Annotated in this window: 19 protein-coding genes; 18 read left to right on the top strand and 1 reads right to left on the bottom strand. The window is 48.7% G+C overall.

Going from position 1 to position 15,937, the window contains the following annotated elements:
* Positions 1-474: 474 nt before the first annotated feature.
* From ftsY to ACRRNK_RS14460, 9 genes are all read left to right on the top strand, one after another.
* Positions 475-1,476: a signal recognition particle-docking protein FtsY gene (gene ftsY, locus ACRRNK_RS14500; RefSeq protein WP_433943431.1), complete on the top strand. Its 1,002-nt coding sequence runs from the start codon at positions 475-477 to the stop codon at positions 1,474-1,476.
* Between the two features lie 15 nt (positions 1,477-1,491).
* Positions 1,492-2,139 (top strand): PAQR family membrane homeostasis protein TrhA, encoded by a 648-nt coding sequence (gene trhA, locus ACRRNK_RS14495; protein WP_433943430.1) that lies wholly within the window; start codon positions 1,492-1,494, stop codon positions 2,137-2,139.
* 131 nt (positions 2,140-2,270) lie between these two features.
* Positions 2,271-2,624 (top strand): putative DNA-binding protein, encoded by a 354-nt coding sequence (locus tag ACRRNK_RS14490; protein WP_433943429.1) that lies wholly within the window; start codon positions 2,271-2,273, stop codon positions 2,622-2,624.
* A gap of 37 nt (positions 2,625-2,661) precedes the next feature.
* Complete coding sequence (gene ffh / locus ACRRNK_RS14485) at positions 2,662-4,047, top strand: signal recognition particle protein (protein WP_433943428.1); 1,386 nt, start codon at positions 2,662-2,664, stop codon at positions 4,045-4,047.
* A gap of 43 nt (positions 4,048-4,090) precedes the next feature.
* The gene (gene rpsP, locus ACRRNK_RS14480; RefSeq protein ID WP_127200713.1) at positions 4,091-4,363 is read left to right on the top strand and encodes a 30S ribosomal protein S16; all 273 of its coding nucleotides are present in this window, start codon (positions 4,091-4,093) and stop codon (positions 4,361-4,363) included.
* 23 nt (positions 4,364-4,386) lie between these two features.
* On the top strand, positions 4,387-4,617 hold the full coding sequence (locus tag ACRRNK_RS14475; protein WP_127200714.1) for a KH domain-containing protein: 231 nt from the start codon (positions 4,387-4,389) through the stop codon (positions 4,615-4,617).
* Between the two features lie 122 nt (positions 4,618-4,739).
* Complete coding sequence (gene rimM / locus ACRRNK_RS14470) at positions 4,740-5,258, top strand: ribosome maturation factor RimM (protein WP_433943427.1); 519 nt, start codon at positions 4,740-4,742, stop codon at positions 5,256-5,258.
* Positions 5,259-6,020 (top strand): tRNA (guanosine(37)-N1)-methyltransferase TrmD, encoded by a 762-nt coding sequence (gene trmD, locus ACRRNK_RS14465; RefSeq protein WP_433943426.1) that lies wholly within the window; start codon positions 5,259-5,261, stop codon positions 6,018-6,020. It abuts the gene before it with no gap.
* A gap of 176 nt (positions 6,021-6,196) precedes the next feature.
* Positions 6,197-6,331 (top strand): hypothetical protein, encoded by a 135-nt coding sequence (locus tag ACRRNK_RS14460; RefSeq protein WP_433943425.1) that lies wholly within the window; start codon positions 6,197-6,199, stop codon positions 6,329-6,331.
* 246 nt (positions 6,332-6,577) lie between these two features.
* Here the strand turns inward: ACRRNK_RS14460 and ACRRNK_RS14455 are convergent, their stop codons facing one another.
* Positions 6,578-7,042 carry a cupin domain-containing protein gene (locus ACRRNK_RS14455; protein WP_433943424.1) on the bottom strand — a complete coding sequence of 155 codons (465 nt, stop codon included), beginning with the start codon at positions 7,040-7,042 and terminating at the stop codon, positions 6,578-6,580.
* Between the two features lie 100 nt (positions 7,043-7,142).
* Between ACRRNK_RS14455 and ACRRNK_RS14450 the strand changes: the two genes are divergently transcribed.
* From ACRRNK_RS14450 to ACRRNK_RS14410, 9 genes are all read left to right on the top strand, one after another.
* Entirely contained in the window at positions 7,143-8,591 is a 1,449-nt protein-coding gene (locus tag ACRRNK_RS14450) for a 4-hydroxyphenylacetate 3-hydroxylase family protein (RefSeq protein WP_433943423.1), read from the top strand.
* A 159-nt stretch (positions 8,592-8,750) separates the two neighbouring features.
* Positions 8,751-9,095, top strand: a complete 345-nt coding sequence (gene rplS, locus ACRRNK_RS14445) for a 50S ribosomal protein L19 (RefSeq protein WP_127200719.1) — start codon at positions 8,751-8,753, stop codon at positions 9,093-9,095.
* A gap of 102 nt (positions 9,096-9,197) precedes the next feature.
* A complete protein-coding gene (lepB, locus tag ACRRNK_RS14440) occupies positions 9,198-9,821 on the top strand; it encodes a signal peptidase I (protein WP_433943422.1) in 624 nt (207 codons plus the stop codon).
* A 138-nt stretch (positions 9,822-9,959) separates the two neighbouring features.
* The gene (gene ylqF / locus ACRRNK_RS14435) at positions 9,960-10,823 is read left to right on the top strand and encodes a ribosome biogenesis GTPase YlqF (protein ID WP_433943421.1); all 864 of its coding nucleotides are present in this window, start codon (positions 9,960-9,962) and stop codon (positions 10,821-10,823) included.
* Between the two features lie 298 nt (positions 10,824-11,121).
* Complete coding sequence (locus ACRRNK_RS14430; protein ID WP_433943420.1) at positions 11,122-12,285, top strand: polysaccharide deacetylase family protein; 1,164 nt, start codon at positions 11,122-11,124, stop codon at positions 12,283-12,285.
* On the top strand, positions 12,282-12,902 hold the full coding sequence (locus ACRRNK_RS14425; RefSeq protein ID WP_433943419.1) for a ribonuclease HII: 621 nt from the start codon (positions 12,282-12,284) through the stop codon (positions 12,900-12,902). The genes ACRRNK_RS14430 and ACRRNK_RS14425 overlap by 4 nt, the downstream gene beginning before the upstream one ends.
* A 168-nt stretch (positions 12,903-13,070) precedes the next feature.
* Positions 13,071-15,242, top strand: a complete 2,172-nt coding sequence (locus ACRRNK_RS14420) for a flagellar hook-length control protein FliK (RefSeq protein ID WP_433943418.1) — start codon at positions 13,071-13,073, stop codon at positions 15,240-15,242.
* Positions 15,239-15,544 carry an EscU/YscU/HrcU family type III secretion system export apparatus switch protein gene (locus tag ACRRNK_RS14415; protein WP_433943417.1) on the top strand — a complete coding sequence of 102 codons (306 nt, stop codon included), beginning with the start codon at positions 15,239-15,241 and terminating at the stop codon, positions 15,542-15,544. The genes ACRRNK_RS14420 and ACRRNK_RS14415 overlap by 4 nt, the downstream gene beginning before the upstream one ends.
* The gene (locus tag ACRRNK_RS14410; RefSeq protein WP_433943416.1) at positions 15,534-15,932 is read left to right on the top strand and encodes a YraN family protein; all 399 of its coding nucleotides are present in this window, start codon (positions 15,534-15,536) and stop codon (positions 15,930-15,932) included. The genes ACRRNK_RS14415 and ACRRNK_RS14410 overlap by 11 nt, the downstream gene beginning before the upstream one ends.
* Positions 15,933-15,937 lie beyond the last annotated feature (5 nt).

Genomic DNA, 15,937 nt, shown 5'->3' with positions numbered 1-15,937 from the left:
AGAGCAGGCAGTAGAGCGAATCCCGCAGGGAGAGCGGGCATACGCACCACAGTCACATGAACGCTCCTGAAAGAGCAGGCAGTAGAGCGAATCCCGCAGGGTGAGCGGGCATACGCACCACAGTCACATGAATGCTCCTGAAAGAGCAGGTAGTAGAGCGAATCCCATAGGGAGAGCGGGCATACGCACCACAGTCACATGAATGCTCCCGAAAGAGCTGGCAGTAAAGCGGGTCCCGAAGGGACGACAAGCGGCTCGGTGCACATAGTGAGCTAAGTCCGGGCAGGAGCGCCACAGTAAAGCGGGCCCCGTTAGGGGCGGCAAGCGACATTCACATGTACAGTCACACGGGTGCAATAAAATAACCACACACTCCAAACCTTTCGGGTGTCCAGAGGGCGAGTCCTCTGGGGCCCTCCCTATCAGGGAGGGTTTGGGAGGGTAAACAAACAAGGGTAAAGGAGAATTCCATCTGTGAGTTTTTTCAAAAAATTAAAAGAGAGCATTGCAGCAAAAACAGAATCGGTTACAAAACAGTTCAAGGAAGGACTGGAGAAGAGTCGTAAGGGCTTTGTTGAGAAGGTCGCTGAACTCGTGACTCGCCGCAAGAAGATTGATGAAGAGTTCTTTGAGGAGTTGGAAGAAATTCTAATCGGGGCCGATGTAGGCGTAAATACGGTCCTCCAGCTGATTGATGATCTGCGAGTTGAAGTGAAGAAACGCAAAATTGAGGATGCAGCTGAGCTACAGCCTATTTTGTCCGAGAAGATTCAAGAACTACTGCGCGGCGATGAGGATAACAGTATCCGTATGAATCCGGATGGGATTACCGTTATCTTGTTCGTAGGGGTGAATGGTGTCGGGAAAACAACCACAATTGGCAAGCTTGCCCATCACTATAAGCAGGAAGGCAAAAAAGTTCTTATGGCTGCCGGGGATACGTTCCGTGCCGGTGCTATAGAGCAGCTTGAGGTATGGGGTCAGCGCGTGGGCGTTGAGGTGATCAAGCAGCAGGCGGGTTCAGATCCGGCGGCTGTTATGTTCGACGCGGTTCAGGCGGCCAAACAGCGCGGAGCAGATATTCTGCTGTGTGATACGGCAGGCCGTCTACAGAACAAATCCAACCTGATGGAAGAGCTCAATAAAATTTACCGTGTGATCCAGCGGGAAATCCCGGACGCGCCGCATGAGGTGCTGATGGTGCTTGATGCAACAACAGGACAGAACGCGCTGAGCCAAGCTAAGCTGTTTGGAGAGAAAAGCGGGGTAACCGGTCTTGTTCTCACGAAGCTTGACGGAACGGCTAAAGGTGGAATTGTTGTGGCAATCCGCCAAGAGCTCAGTCTGCCGGTGAAGCTGGTTGGTCTGGGCGAGAAGATGGAGGATCTTCAGAAATTCGATTCTGAACAGTTTGTCCATGGATTATTTGCTGGTATATTGAAGGAAGAGACAGATGAATCCGAAGTCCAGTCCTAAAAAGGAGGGATAACAATGGCCAACACCCATACTTACCCGCGCAGGGAGGAAATCGCCAATGCGATTACTCATGGCATCGGGGCTTTGTTAAGCGTGGCGGCACTAGTGATTCTCATTGTTTTTTCCAGCGTGAAGGGAACGGCTTGGCATGTAGTCAGCTTCACAATCTACGGGGTGAGTATGCTGCTGCTGTATACAAGCTCGACTCTGGTACACAGCTTTAAAGAAGGCAAAATGAAGGATCTTTTCGAGTTTTTTGATCATTCTTCCATTTATGTGTTTATCGCGGGTACCTATACGCCATTTCTGCTTGTGGCGATTCGCGGCTCACTCGGATGGACCTTGTTCAGTGTGGTATGGGGCATTGCCCTGCTGGGTGTATTGTTTAAGGCATACTTTGTGAAAAGATTTCTGTTTCTCTCAACGATATTCTATATTCTGATGGGCTGGTTGATCGTAATCGCCTGGGGCCCCTTAACAGCGGCCGTCCCTGGAATGGGAATAAACTTGCTTGTCATGGGCGGCTTATTGTACACGCTCGGCACCGTATTTTACGTTTGGCGGGCGTTTCCCTATCATCATGCGATATGGCACTTGTTTGTCCTCGCGGGAAGCGTGCTTCATTTCTTTGCGATTCTGCTCTATTTATTACCCGGGAATTAACTTGAAATAAGATTGTAATGAATCTGGGAAGATGTTAAGGGAAATAGCTTGACATCTTCTTTCATTTTCGTTATGATAAGTTTCGTTGATGCACTGTAAAGTGTTTTTCCTTGACGGAGGGAGTGCCCGCTGTGAGTCAAGAGAATAGGCTTGAGAAGACGAATCGAGTAAATCTCTTATTCGACTTCTATGAACCGCTGCTTACTGAGAAGCAGCAGACTTTCCTGAAATATTATTTCCATGATGACTTCTCGCTGGGCGAGATTGCATCGGAATTTGAGATCAGCCGTCAGGCCGTGTATGAGCATATTAAGCGGGCTGAACAGATGCTGGAAGTATATGAAGACAAACTTGGGCTGCTTCAGAAGCAGCAGCAGCGTCTCGGAGAGCTTGAGAATCTGCGTAAGCTGCTGGAAGCTAGCAACCTTACGGATGTACATAAAGAGACTGCTCTTGGTATGGTTCGTAATATGCAGGAGTGGTGATCAACAGGATCAGAATTGACAACGGAGGTGACTAATTATGGCATTTGAAGGATTGACCAGCCGACTGCAAAGCGTGTTCAGCAAGCTGCGCGGTAAAGGCAAGGTATCGGAAGATGATGTGAATGAGGCTATGCGCGAGGTTCGCCTCGCACTGCTTGAAGCGGACGTTAACTTTAAAGTGGTCAAGGAATTTATCGCCAAGGTGAAGGAGAAGGCCATCGGCAGTGAAGTGATGGATAGCTTCACACCAGGAATGGTCATCATCGACATCGTTAATAAGGAATTAACGGAGCTTATGGGCGGCAGCCAAGCGAAGCTGGCCAAGAGTAATAAGCCTCCAACCGTAATTATGATGGCGGGTCTTCAGGGTGCCGGTAAGACGACTACCTCCGCCAAGCTGGCCAAGCTTCTTCTGAAGCAGAATCACCGGCCGCTGCTTGTGGCAGGGGACATTTACAGACCGGCCGCAATCAAGCAGCTTCAGGTGCTCGGTGAGCAGATCGGAGCACCGGTATTTACACTTGGTGAAGGGATCAGTCCGGTTGAAATATCACGCCAGGCGCTTCAGCATGCCAAGGATAACGGCAACGATTATCTGATTATTGATACAGCGGGCCGTCTGCACGTGGACGAGCAGCTGATGGAAGAACTTCGTCAGATTCACGAGATCACCAAGCCGGATGAAGTATTGCTGGTTGTCGACGCGATGACGGGACAGGATGCCGTTAATGTTGCCGAGAGCTTTCATAACCAGCTTGAACTGACAGGGGTCGTACTTACGAAGCTCGATGGCGATACCCGTGGTGGTGCGGCGTTATCGGTTAAAGCTGTTACCGGCTGTCCGATCAAGTTCGCAGCGCTTGGAGAGAAGATTGATGCTCTGGAGCCTTTCCATCCTGAGCGGATGGCTTCACGGATACTCGGGATGGGCGATATGCTATCGCTCATTGAGAAAGCCCAGTCGAATATTGATGCCGAGAAAGCCAAGGAAATGGAGCGCAAGATGCGCAACGCCGAATTCACCTTCGACGATTTCCTTGAGCAGATGGATCAGGTGAAGAAGCTGGGACCTATCGATCAGATCATGGATATGATCCCGGGAATGGGCAAGGTCAAACAGCTCAAGGACGTCAAGGTTGATGAGAAGCAGATGGGACGCGTCGAAGCCATTGTGCATTCCATGACCAAGCAGGAGAAGCAGAATCCGGATATGATTAATCATAACCGCCGCAAGCGGATTGCTCTCGGCAGCGGGACTACGCTGGCTGATGTCAATCGCTTGATTAAGCAATTTGATGAAATGCGCCGGATGATGAAGCAGTTCTCAGACATGATGGGCGGCCCTAAAGCTGGTAAGATGGCTAAAGCCATGAAGGGTATGAAAGGTCTGAAAGGCGGAGGAATGAAGTTTCCATTCCGTTAAGCCTTAGATATATATTTTATCCTATTTAAGGAGGTGAATTTCGTTGGCAACTCGTATTCGTTTGAAACGTATTGGTGCTCATAAAGCTCCTTTCTACCGTATCGTGGTTTCGAACTCCCGTTCCCCGCGTGACGGTCGCTTTATCGAGGAAATTGGTTACTACAACCCGGTCGCTGAACCAGCTGTTGTAAACATCAATGAAGAAAAAGCATTGAAATGGCTTCAAGATGGTGCACAAGCATCTGACACTGTCCGTAACTTGCTTAGCAAAGCTGGTGTCCTCAAAAAGTTCCATGAACTTAAGAACCAGAAATAATTGCTGATTCGGAGGGTCCTCTTATGGAACAATTAGTCTGCGTAATTGCGAAGGCTTTAGTTGATCATCCGGAAGATGTGCGTGTGAACGTCGTGGAGAAAGAGCAGCTTGTCATCTTTGAACTTTCCGTACATCCGGACGATGTAGGGAAAGTCATTGGCAAGCAGGGGCGAATCGCCAAGGCGCTTCGCACGGTTGTCACCTCTGCAGCAGTGAAGCTAGACAAACGGGTCACCGTGGACATTATGTCTTAAAAATATACGAAAGAGGGTTAGGATGCATTTCCTAGCCCTTTTTCGTACATGCTGAAGATCATACATGTTAACGGATTCTATATACACTTTAACATTTAAAGTTCTATGCTCAGGAGGGAATTATGTCCGATTCATTGCTAACAATTGGTAAGATTGTGAATACACACGGGATTCGCGGGGAGCTCAAAGTGCTGCTCAGTACTGATTTTCCGGAGGTACGCTTCGCCCAGGGGAATGCGTTGTTATTTGTACACCCGGAGACAAAGCAGCAGGTTAAAGCTACTGTGGAACATGCTCGTCCTTCCAAACAGACTTACCTCGTTAAGTTCAAAGAGTACGGAAATATTAATGAAGTTGAGAAATATAAGGGATGGGATTTGAAAGTAACCAAAGACCAAACCATCGAACTTCCGGAGAATGAGTATTACTTCCATGAAATTATCGGCTGTCGGGTTGTTACAGAAGAGGGGGAGGAGCTTGGGGTCATTGACGAAATTCTCCGACCGGGAGCTAATGACGTGTGGGTCGTGAAGACACCTGCCCGGAAGCAAATTCTTCTTCCCGTAATTGATGATGTTGTCCTGGATGTGAACGTCAAAGACAAGCTGGTTAAGGTGCATTTGATGGAAGGATTGTTGTAAATGCGTGTAGATGTACTGACTTTATTTCCAGAGATGTTTGAGGGAGTCTTTGGTTCCAGTATTTTGGGGAAGGCTCAGAATAAAGGGATTATTAGCCTAAATGCGGTGAATTTCAGAGAATACTCGGAAAATAAGCATCAAACGGTGGATGATACGCCTTATGGCGGGGGCGGGGGGATGGTGCTGAAGCCAGAGCCTATATTCAATGCGGTAGAAAGTCTGCTCCTGCCAGACCCTGCCGCAGAGCAAGCTAAGTCTCTGCGCCCACCCAGAATTATTCTAATGTGCCCCCAAGGGGAGTCCTTTACCCAAAAGAAAGCGGAAGAGCTGGTAGGAGAAGATCGGCTTATCTTTATTTGTGGTCATTATGAAGGGTATGATGAACGGATTCGGGAGCATCTGGTTACGGATGAATTATCGATTGGCGACTATGTTCTGACAGGTGGTGAACTGCCTGCCATGGTGGTCATCGACAGTGTAGCCAGATTGCTGCCTGGTGTGCTTGGAAATGAGACAAGCGCTGTAACGGATTCTTTCAGCACGGGACTCCTGGAATATCCGCATTACACCAGACCTGCTCAGTTCAGAGATTATAAGGTGCCTGACATCCTCCTAAGCGGGCATCATGCGAATGTTGCCGACTGGAGACGACGAGAAGCGCTTAGACGTACCTGGCAGCGCCGTCCGGATCTTCTAGATCATGCCGAGCTTAGCGCCAAGGATTTGAAGTGGCTGGCTGAAATAAAGCTTGAGAACCTATAGTGAAGCAACCTCCAAGAAAGCAGACAGACATCTGCCTTTTTGGAGGTTTTTTTAATGATATGAGGACCCCCAACGACCTTTCTGCATAAAATAAAGAAGTATTTTGTTATACAGGGGGTGAAACAGGGTAATAAGATAGTAGCAAGTAAGCAAAATTACAAGCGAGGGATTAGACCATGACACCCGAAACGCAGCAGGAGCTGCCAACAATAGAAGTGTATCTGGAACCAGAGGAAGAGTCGGAGCATCAATTAACAGAACCTTTAAGAACGGTAGATGATGTGCTTGCCTATTATTCAAACCGCAAGTAATGAAGGAGGAGTCAGTATGTACGAGCTTCCTGACACAATTCAGGCGGAGACAGACCGTATTATTGAGACATTGCCGAATGAGTAAATGGCGGAGTACCCCGCGGCCTATTTCACATAAAAAAGATCATTTTCTTGACGGATTAAGATCCGCCAGGATAATGATCTTTTTTAATTAGGTAGACATACATTAAGGGAAGCTTAGCCTCGTATATTAATAATGGAGTCTACGAGGGCCTGATTGGCTTGTTATTTATTGCTTTTCTCAATCAACCGGAAGTCATCATAATGAAATCCTGGTGCTACAACACAGGATACCAAGACCGGCTCATCACCGAGCGGCTTGGCTGACTGCCATACCTTGGCAGGGACCAGCGCCTGCGGCGTCTGCCCGCTTAGGACATCAGGCCCCAGAATGATCTCTTGAGTATCTGCGGGCTGATCGCCATCCCCACCCAAGGTTAACATAAGAGGGCTCCCCGAGTGCCATAGCCAGACTTCGTCGGAGAGAACGGTATGCCATTCCGAGACTTCATCTGCGTGCAGGAGAAAATAAATGGAGGAGGCTGCATAGCGAGGCCCTGAGTATTCATCTCCAAGAAGTGTTTGGGGGATTTCAACGGAAGCCTTCCACAATTCCTTATACCATCCGCCCTCCTCGTGAGGGGACAGCTGCAAAGCTTCAACTAGCGGAGATAGCTGCTTTTTTGTCACGTAGAATTCCTTCTTTCTAAATAGATTCTTGTAGTTATCTCTATTACTATACAGCTTTAATCATTTGTTGTCAGATGTTGTATCCTTGGGAGGCGTTCTCATGCCTATTAAAACCGGCAAGCAATATGTGAAGAATTTAAACAGGCTAAGCCCGGAGGTCTGGCTGAATGGAGCACAGATTAAAGGGAAATTATCGCATCATATCGCTTTTCGTGGTCTAATTCAATCACAAGCCTCACTTTATGATATGCAGTCAGAGGAACAGTACAGGGACAGGATGACCTATATCTCACCGGATACAGGGGATCGGGTAGGCTTATCTTTTTTGCATCCCAAAAGTAAAGAAGACCTGCACAGGCGCAGGAACATGATGTCAATCTGGGCAGACAGACATCACGGCTTCCTGGGCCGTGCTCCTGACTATATGAACACGGCGCTGATGGCCTTCTCTGGAGCGGCTGGACTGCTGGCGGACTCAAACCCTCAATTTGCTGAAAATCTTAAAAATTATTATGTCTACTGCCGTGAGAATGATATCACCTTATCCCATGGTTTTATCCAGTCTAAGGTAAGCATGCTGTCAGCTGTGATGGATGAGAATGAATCTTCAGCCGCGCGGGTTCACGAGGTTAACAAAGACGGTTATATTGTGAGCGGAGCCTTTCTGCTTAACACTCAAGGGGCTACCTCCGAGGAGCTGCTGATCTATCCCCAGCCTCCAACGAGACTGGATGAAGTGAATCCATATGCATTCTTCTTTGCGGTTCCAAGCAATCTGAAGGGGATCAAGTTTATTTGCCGTGAGAATACGGTGGTCAGCACATCAAATTATAATTACCCGCTTAGTTCACGTTATGAGGAGATGGATACGCTGGTCATTCTTGATCATGTGTTGGTTCCTCACGACAGAATGTTTTTTTATGGGGACGAGGAATTGTCAGCAAGTTTTTTTGCGAAAAGTCATTTCCATACTCACGTGTCGCACCAGATACTGTGCAGATATATTGCAAAAACAGAATTCTTGATCGGTGTACTCGAGTATATGGCGGAATGCCTGGATCGAAGCGAGGATATGTTCTATATCGATAAAGTCTCCGACGTCTTGATTGTACTAGAGACCTTAAAATCATTAGTTATCGCTTCTGAAGAGCAGTCTTACTTAGACGAGTGGGGAATCATGCTGCCGAATCCAAAGCCGCTCTATGCGGCAAATGCCTGGTATCCTAAGGTCTATCCACGAATTATGGAGACGATACAGCTCCTTGGGTCCAGTGATCTGATTATGATTCCGTCCGAGCAGGATTTTAACTCCCCCATCTCACCTTATTTAAATAAGTATCTCCAAGGTACCGATATGGATGCCTACTCCAAGGTCCAGTTATTCCGGCTGGCTTGGGAATTAAGCCTGAGTGCATTTGGGGGACGGCAGACCCAATATGAAAGATTCTTTTTCGGGAGCCCTATCACGCTAACAGAGCGGATATATTCTAATCTGGCCGATAGAGACAGGTATATCGGTTTAGTGAAACAATGGATGACTAATAAATAGCTGAGTTCTTTTCTGAGGATTAAAGTTCTTGCTATACATGTGACGGTATGATACAATTGCATTTGTTGTGAATTCGGTGGTCCTCTGCGGATAATGATGAAGAACATAGGATTTCTTCGGAAGATGTAAGAACACCTGAGTGGAAGGAGGGAGTCATATATGAATATCGTACAAGCGATTACGCAAGAACAACTTCGTCAGGATATTCCGAGTTTCCGCCCTGGTGACACTTTGAAAGTGCACGTTAAGGTTATCGAGGGATCTCGTGAGCGTGTCCAGTTGTTTGAAGGTGTTGTTATCAAGCGTCGTGGCGGTGGAATCAGTGAAACTTTTACAGTTCGTAAAATTTCCAATGGTGTAGGTGTGGAAAGAACTTTCCCGCTTCATTCCCCAAAACTCGATAAAATCGAAGTGGCTCGCCGTGGTAAAGTGCGTCGTGCTAAGCTGTACTATCTTCGCGAACTTCGCGGTAAAGCAGCTAGAATTAAAGAAGTACGTCGTTAATCTATGGATAACGATCCGGGGGCTTGATCTTCAAGCCCCTTTCGTTTTTAATAAAATAGGTATACGAATAACATCCTGTAGATAAAGAGAGGGCAGCGACCTATGGAGCAGCAATTTCAATCGGAGCAGCCGGATAGAGCAGAGGTTACAACAGAACCGTCCAAGAAAAAGAAAAATGAGGCGTTTGAATGGCTTAAAGCCATTGTAATTGCGGTTGTACTGGTTCTCCTGATTCGTTGGCTTTTCTTTGCCCCGTTTATTGTAGATGGACCGTCAATGCAGCCTAACTTTCATACGGGTGAACGGATTATCGTAAATAAAATTCTTTATGATTTTAGACAGCCTCGTCATGGAGAAGTCGTTGTGTTCCATGTACCGACTGAAGGCCGTGACTTTATTAAGCGTGTAATCGGTGTTCCTGGTGATACTGTGAAGGTTGAAGGCGACACGGTTACGGTGAATGGAGTCAAAGTAAATGAGACCTACATTCAAGAAGCAATAGATGAGAAGCATAAGAACAATCAGCTGTACAATGATGAAGCTGACTTCCCAAATGAGCAGTTCAAGGATGGGAAAGTGCCGGAAGGGTATGTGTTTGTCATGGGGGACAATCGTTCCAATAGTACAGACAGCCGCCGATTAGGCTTTATCTCTCAGAAGGAAATTGTTGGCCGTGCCGATCTGGTATTCTGGCCAATGAAGGATATTCATTTTATTAAACACTAATACTTAAAAATGGATGGACGAAGATTACTTGTTCATCCATTTTACATAGGAACGAACTAAAGCTGGGTACAGTCTTTAGTTCGTTCTCTATATACGGAACGATCCATAAGTATAGGGAAAACAGAGGTGCACAAGACGATGACAATACAATGGTTTCCGGGACATATGACGAGAGCACGGAGACAGATTCAGGAGAAGCTGGGTCTGATTGATGTGGTCATTGAGCTGCTGGACGCCCGCCTTCCCTTATCCAGCCGCAACCCCATGATCGATGAAATTTTGCTGAACAAGCCGAGGCTCATCCTGCTCAACAAATCCGATCTGGCAGACCCTGCGGTTACGCGGGAGTGGGTGGATTATTTCAAGAGAGAAGGACATACTGCGATTACAGCAGAGGCTTCCACTGGGGCGGGGGTCAAAGAAATTCCGCTCAAAGCAAAGGAGCTGCTTAAGGAGAAAATTGATCGCCAGATATCGAAGGGGATTAGACCGAGGGCAGTCCGGGGATTGATAGTCGGAATACCGAACGTGGGCAAATCCACTCTGATCAACCGTTTAGCAGGTCGCAGCATAGCTGCAACAGGTGACCGGCCAGGTGTTACAAAAGGGCAGCAGTGGATCAAGGTAGGGACAGAGATGGAGCTGCTGGATACTCCAGGTATCCTATGGCCCAAATTCGAAGATCAAAATGTCGGTTACCGCTTGGCCGCAACGGGAGCGATCAAGGAAGAAATTCTGAACGTGGAAGACATCGCCTTTTTTGCGATTAAATATTTGTGTCAATATTACTGGAACCAGCTTCAGGAAAGGTTTGATCTGGGGGAACGCCCGGAAGATCTCGAGAATCCGGATGAGATTGTCGCTGTTATGGAGGCGATCGGAAGAAAACGCGGCTGTATTGTTAGTGGAGGCCGGGTGGATCTGGAGAAAGCATCAGGAATCATGCTTAGAGAGCTTCGGGCTGGCAAGCTTGGCCGTTTCAGTATGGAATCACCCTATTAATTCATCAAAGCGTCGGCTGAGCCGGCGCTTTTTTTTGTTGCGCCTTACATAAACTCTGTTGGAAGTAAATCCAGAATTTTGAAACATTTCTAGCTATGAGTACGTCTTACTTGTAGAACTATCGAAAGGAGGCAAAAGGAGCAGATCTGGTATCGTTGAAATAATATCCAAATCTAACTTTATGAATGAGATGCTTTAACCGATAAAAATATTACAAAAAAGAAACGCAGCCTGAAGTAGGGTGTGTTAATCTGTTTAAGAAATTAGTTTAACTGGACAGAGAGGAAATTGAAGGAAGATGAGAAAACAAAAATGGATGTCTGCCGCAATTATTGGTCTTATCATTATAGTAGCCGCAGCATTTCTATGGGAAAACGGTAACCGCAATTATAAAATTAACAATTTAACTCCTCTAAGCACAATTGGTCAGCTCGGTGCAAGCCTTGGCGCGGGGAAAATCAGCAACGGTTCGGTCAATAAACAGAGCAGCCAGAAAGTACCATCCCCTGCAACGCCCAATAAAGTATATTATCGTAATAAGGTTATTGTACTGATGTATCATGAAGTAACTCCTGAACAGATTGATGCGGGCACGGTACTGGTGTCCAAATTCAAGCGCCAAATTGAATTGATGAAGGCGAACGGGTTTAAGTGGATTACTATGAAGCAGTATAATGATTTTATCTTAAAGGGTACTCCGGTTCCGGATAATGCGGTTTTGATGACCTTCGACGACGGGTATGAATCATTTTATCAATACGCTTATCCGATTCTAAAGGAAAACAAGATTCCAGCGACGATGTTCATTATTCTTAATACGGTGGATAATCCGAGGCATCCAGGAATACCAAAATTAACGTGGGATCAAATCGACACCATGCATCAGAACGGAATTGACTTCTATAATCATACGTACGACTCCCATATTCTTGCGCCGACTGACGCCTCTCACAAGGCAACAAGAGCAGTTCTCGCAGGTCCTATGTATTTGGAGAAGCTGAAGCGTAAAGAGACCAATGCTGAATTTAAGTCCCGGGTGAAGACTGATCTTTCTAAGGCACAAGCGATGCTAAAAGAAAAGTTGAATAACGATATTGATGTCCTTGCGTTCCCTTATGGCGCCTATACGAAGTCTACTCTTGAAGTCTGCCGCGAGCTGGGCATCAAGATTACATTTACGGTTAAACCGGGGATCAACAAAAAAGGGCAGTTGAATGGATACCGGGTTAATGCCGGGGGAGTCAAGAATAACCCCGACGAACTTATCAAATTAATGAAGAACGGCGCGGAGCAGAAGGCGAAGAAGCTTAGCAGTCCATTTGATTTGCTGAATCAGGGTCCACTGAAGACTCTGGAGCAAGTGATACCAGAACCTGATAAGCATCGCAAGTCAGTTGCAGTTAAGAATACTAAGTCTCAAACTCCGGCCGTTAACGTGGTGGGGAGTGGAGAAGCAGCGTGACAGATATGTTAACTTATGAAAAGCAATATTGGCGGGAGAACTTCCGCCATATTGCTGGAATTGATGAGGTGGGCCGCGGCTGTTTATTCGGAGATGTAGTTGCCGCCGCCGTTATCCTTCCTCAAGATACCCTGATTGAAGGGGTAACAGACTCAAAGAAGCTCAGCGAGAAGAAGCGGGAGATGCTCTACGAGACCATTATGGAGAAAGCCGTGGCTGTAGGTGTGGGATTTGCGGATGCAGAAACCATCGACAGAATTAATATAAAGCAAGCTACCCGGCTCGCCATGAAAGACGCCTTGGAGCAGTTGTCCGTTACACCGGACTACCTGCTGATTGATGCGGAAAAGGTGGATTCAGACATCCCGCAGATGGCTGTGATTAAAGGGGATTCACTAAGTCAATCTATAGCAGCTGCTTCGATTGTAGCTAAGGTCACCCGAGACCGGCTCTGCCAGGGGGAATGGGAAGCGATGTTCCCGGAATATGGAATTGCTGTACATAAAGGATATGCGACCAAGCTGCACAGAGAACAAATCCTCGCTTTGGGTGCAACACCTATGCATCGAAAAAGCTTCATGCGTAATTTGTTCGTACGCCAGCAGGAGCTGTTCTGACAACCCCGCCGCTAAAAGGCGGGTTTTTCTTTCTTGTGGGAAGTTCAAATATTTAAGGAGAGCTTCCGATAAAAGAGATAAGGGTTTACTAAAAAGGGCACCAATCGGCGCTTTCTTTATATTCATTCGAGATAAGACGACCAGGCTTAATAAAGGGGGGCAATAAGGATGAACATCGGACCCATCGTGCGGGGGCTTCTTGGTGAGAACAGGGCTGGCCAGCCTAAGGAATTGGAATTAAAGATGGGCCAAGTTATCCGCGGGGTTGTACTGAGTGTATCCGATAACGGTCACGAGGCAGTGGTTCAAGTTCAGGGAGTTCAATTGAGAGCTGTGCTGGAGACTCCACTGCAAAAAGGACAAACGGCCCTGCTTCAGGTTCAGCCTCCAGGCAAGGATGGTATGGCGGTCTTAAAGCCCCTTAACTTAACATCGGCGGCATCACTTACGGATCAGTCACTGGCTGAAATGCTGGACAGCTTCGGAATTGAGAATACTACCGAGAATCGCGAAATGCTGAAGCTGATGCAGGCCCAAGGAATCCCTTTGACGAAAGATCAGGCCTCTGTTCTACAGCAGTCTTTAGCCAGTAGGCCGAAAGGGGTTCCGCTGGAACAGTGGGTGGAGTCGGCCGCGATTGCTTTTCACCGGGGATTGCCGATAACGGCAGCAAGCGTGTCAGGTCTGAATCAAGCCGTGTTCGGAACCTCGGTACAGGATCTGCTCTCCACACTTGGAGACCAGGTTGCCTCCTTGTTATCGGAGCTCCCAGACCTGGAGAGTGTAGCTCGCTCTAGTTCTGGAAGCTCGGCAAGTTCTACAGCCGGATTGAATTCAGCGAATTCTGCAGCTGCCCAATCTAATAATCCTGAGGGATCGAGCAATCCAGATTCAATAGGTCCAAGCAGATCTGGACAGACTGGAGCGACAGCAGCAGCCATACCCTCTAAAGGGAGTGAACTCCTGCTAAAAATCCAGGGCCTGCTGGAGGAGCTTCGTAATCTGGGATCACAAAGTGCAGCATCCCCATCCGCTACAGCAAATACTTTGTCAGCTACAGGAATGAACGAAACAGTGAATGGACAAGGGATGGGGTCATTGGGGAGCTTGGCTGTTGAGAATGGAAATGGTGCGGGACTGGATAATTATGAAACAGTATTAAGTGGAAGTTCCAGTACGAATAGAAGTTCAAATGGAGCTGTAAGCCAAGTGATGGATGGAGCCGCGAATGGCGGCAGCGGGTTGAACGATGCAGAACCTGAAGCAGACGGAAGTGTCGTAAATCCCGCAAAGGCAGCAGCCAGCGGCCCTGCTGCTTCCACAGGACCAGCTGCTCAACGGGCAGCTGATCCTGCGGGAACCTCCTCAGGCGCGGCAGCCTCCGCGCCTGAGGAGCCCGGTGCTGCGCCTTCGGCCGCAGCACCGCGGGGCACTGGCGAAGAGCCTGCGGCATCTTCGCCGGCTCGCACCCACGCGGCAGAGCCGTGGGTGGCGCGGGTGCTGAAGCTGCTCGGTGCGGAGCACGAGCAGCAGACGGCGCGCACGGTGACGCTGGGTGCGTCACCGGCGCGCGCGGCTTCCGCCGCTGCGGGCGGCGCGGCAGCGCCCAGCGGCGAAGTGCCTGCCGGCAGCGTGCCGCAGGCCGCGCCGGGAGAGCCCGCCGCACCAGCGCGCAGCGGTGCGGCTACGGCGCTGCCCGGGACGGCTGTGCCTGCCGGGCAGCATGAGCGGCACGCCGCGGTAGCAGGCCCCGCGGCGCTGCCGGAAGTTCCCGCAGCGGCTGCAGAGCCCGCCGCGGCGATCAGGGAGACGCTTAAAAGCGTGCTCATGCAGGTGCTTGATTCTAGCGACCTGCCACCGCAGCTGCAGGATACCGCGAAGCAGCTCGTGAACCAGCTTACCGGGCAGCAGCTGCTGATGAATACGGATCGCACGGCTCCTTTCGCACAAATGACAATGTTTCTGCCCTTTACCGGCCCGGATGGGGATCAGACCGCTTCCGTGCATATCCAGTCCAGACGCGGGAGACGAGGAGAGCTGGATGCTTCGAACTGCCGGCTCTGGTTCGATCTGCAGATGAAGCATCTCGGACAGGTGATGGTCGACGTTCAAGTTGCTGACAAGAAAGTTATCCTAAAGATACACAGTGAGCAGGAGGCTGTGGGTGCTTTTATCGAGAATAGGCAGGAAGAGATCAAAGACGCCGTTGAAGCGGCCGGATACCGGTTGTTGTCCTTGAAGGCGGAGCCCATGGATACCTCATCCAAGAGGCAAGGGGCGGACAGCGTACCGCCACTTTATGTGCCTCCGGCCTATAAAGGAGTGGATTTCCGGATATGAATGAGAAGTCAGGGCGAAACCTCTCTATGAAACGGGCAGTGGCATTGAAATACGAGCCGTCGGAACATGAAGCTCCCGTCATTGCTGCCAAAGGGACGGGTCACTTGGCTGAGCGGATTTTGGAGAAGGCGAAGGAGCACGGTATTCCGGTTCAGGAGGATGCAGCCTTGGTGGAAGTGCTGTCCAAGCTGGATTTGGACCAGCAAATTCCGCCTGAGCTGTATGCGCTGGTAGCCGAAATTCTCAGCTTTATCTACCGTTCGGACCGGGCTGCCGAGAAGGGACTACGTCGTGGAGAGTAACCCGAGGATTAAGGGAAAGCATAAGGATTTACGGAAGGAAAGGGGAAGTTACGCTGAGGATCAGGCTGCTTCCTATTTAATAGATAAAGGTTACCGGATTATACACAGGAACTGGCGCTGCCGAACGGGCGAGATTGATGTGATTGCCGAGCTGAATTATGTTATTATTTTTGTTGAGGTTCGAAGCCGCAGCAGCAGATCTCTAGCTTACGGAACTGCGATGGAATCGATCACCCCCCGTAAAGTGGGGCAGGTCAGATCGACGGCTGCGGTATATCTTCATAGCCGTAATCGCTCTGATTCGCCCGTTAGGTTCGATGTAATCGCGGTTCAGCTGGGACCTGACGGACAGGTTGAATCCCTGGAGCATGTGGAAAATGCCTTTTGACGAAC

Source organism: Paenibacillus sp. SN-8-1, assembly GCF_050995535.1.
In the GTDB taxonomy this organism is placed as follows: Bacteria; Bacillota; Bacilli; order Paenibacillales; family Paenibacillaceae; genus Fontibacillus.
This window is presented reverse-complemented; position numbering and strand designations above follow the sequence as displayed.

Coding starts and splice junctions, on each gene's coding strand:
- trhA (WP_433943430.1), top strand. CDS start 1,492: ATGGCCAACACCCATACTTACCCGCGCAGGGAGGAAATCGCCAATGCG.
- ffh (WP_433943428.1), top strand. CDS start 2,662: ATGGCATTTGAAGGATTGACCAGCCGACTGCAAAGCGTGTTCAGCAAG.
- ACRRNK_RS14475 (WP_127200714.1), top strand. CDS start 4,387: ATGGAACAATTAGTCTGCGTAATTGCGAAGGCTTTAGTTGATCATCCG.
- rimM (WP_433943427.1), top strand. CDS start 4,740: ATGTCCGATTCATTGCTAACAATTGGTAAGATTGTGAATACACACGGG.
- trmD (WP_433943426.1), top strand. CDS start 5,259: ATGCGTGTAGATGTACTGACTTTATTTCCAGAGATGTTTGAGGGAGTC.
- ACRRNK_RS14460 (WP_433943425.1), top strand. CDS start 6,197: ATGACACCCGAAACGCAGCAGGAGCTGCCAACAATAGAAGTGTATCTG.
- ACRRNK_RS14450 (WP_433943423.1), top strand. CDS start 7,143: ATGCCTATTAAAACCGGCAAGCAATATGTGAAGAATTTAAACAGGCTA.
- rplS (WP_127200719.1), top strand. CDS start 8,751: ATGAATATCGTACAAGCGATTACGCAAGAACAACTTCGTCAGGATATT.
- lepB (WP_433943422.1), top strand. CDS start 9,198: ATGGAGCAGCAATTTCAATCGGAGCAGCCGGATAGAGCAGAGGTTACA.
- ylqF (WP_433943421.1), top strand. CDS start 9,960: ATGACAATACAATGGTTTCCGGGACATATGACGAGAGCACGGAGACAG.
- ACRRNK_RS14430 (WP_433943420.1), top strand. CDS start 11,122: ATGAGAAAACAAAAATGGATGTCTGCCGCAATTATTGGTCTTATCATT.
- ACRRNK_RS14420 (WP_433943418.1), top strand. CDS start 13,071: ATGAACATCGGACCCATCGTGCGGGGGCTTCTTGGTGAGAACAGGGCT.
- ACRRNK_RS14415 (WP_433943417.1), top strand. CDS start 15,239: ATGAATGAGAAGTCAGGGCGAAACCTCTCTATGAAACGGGCAGTGGCA.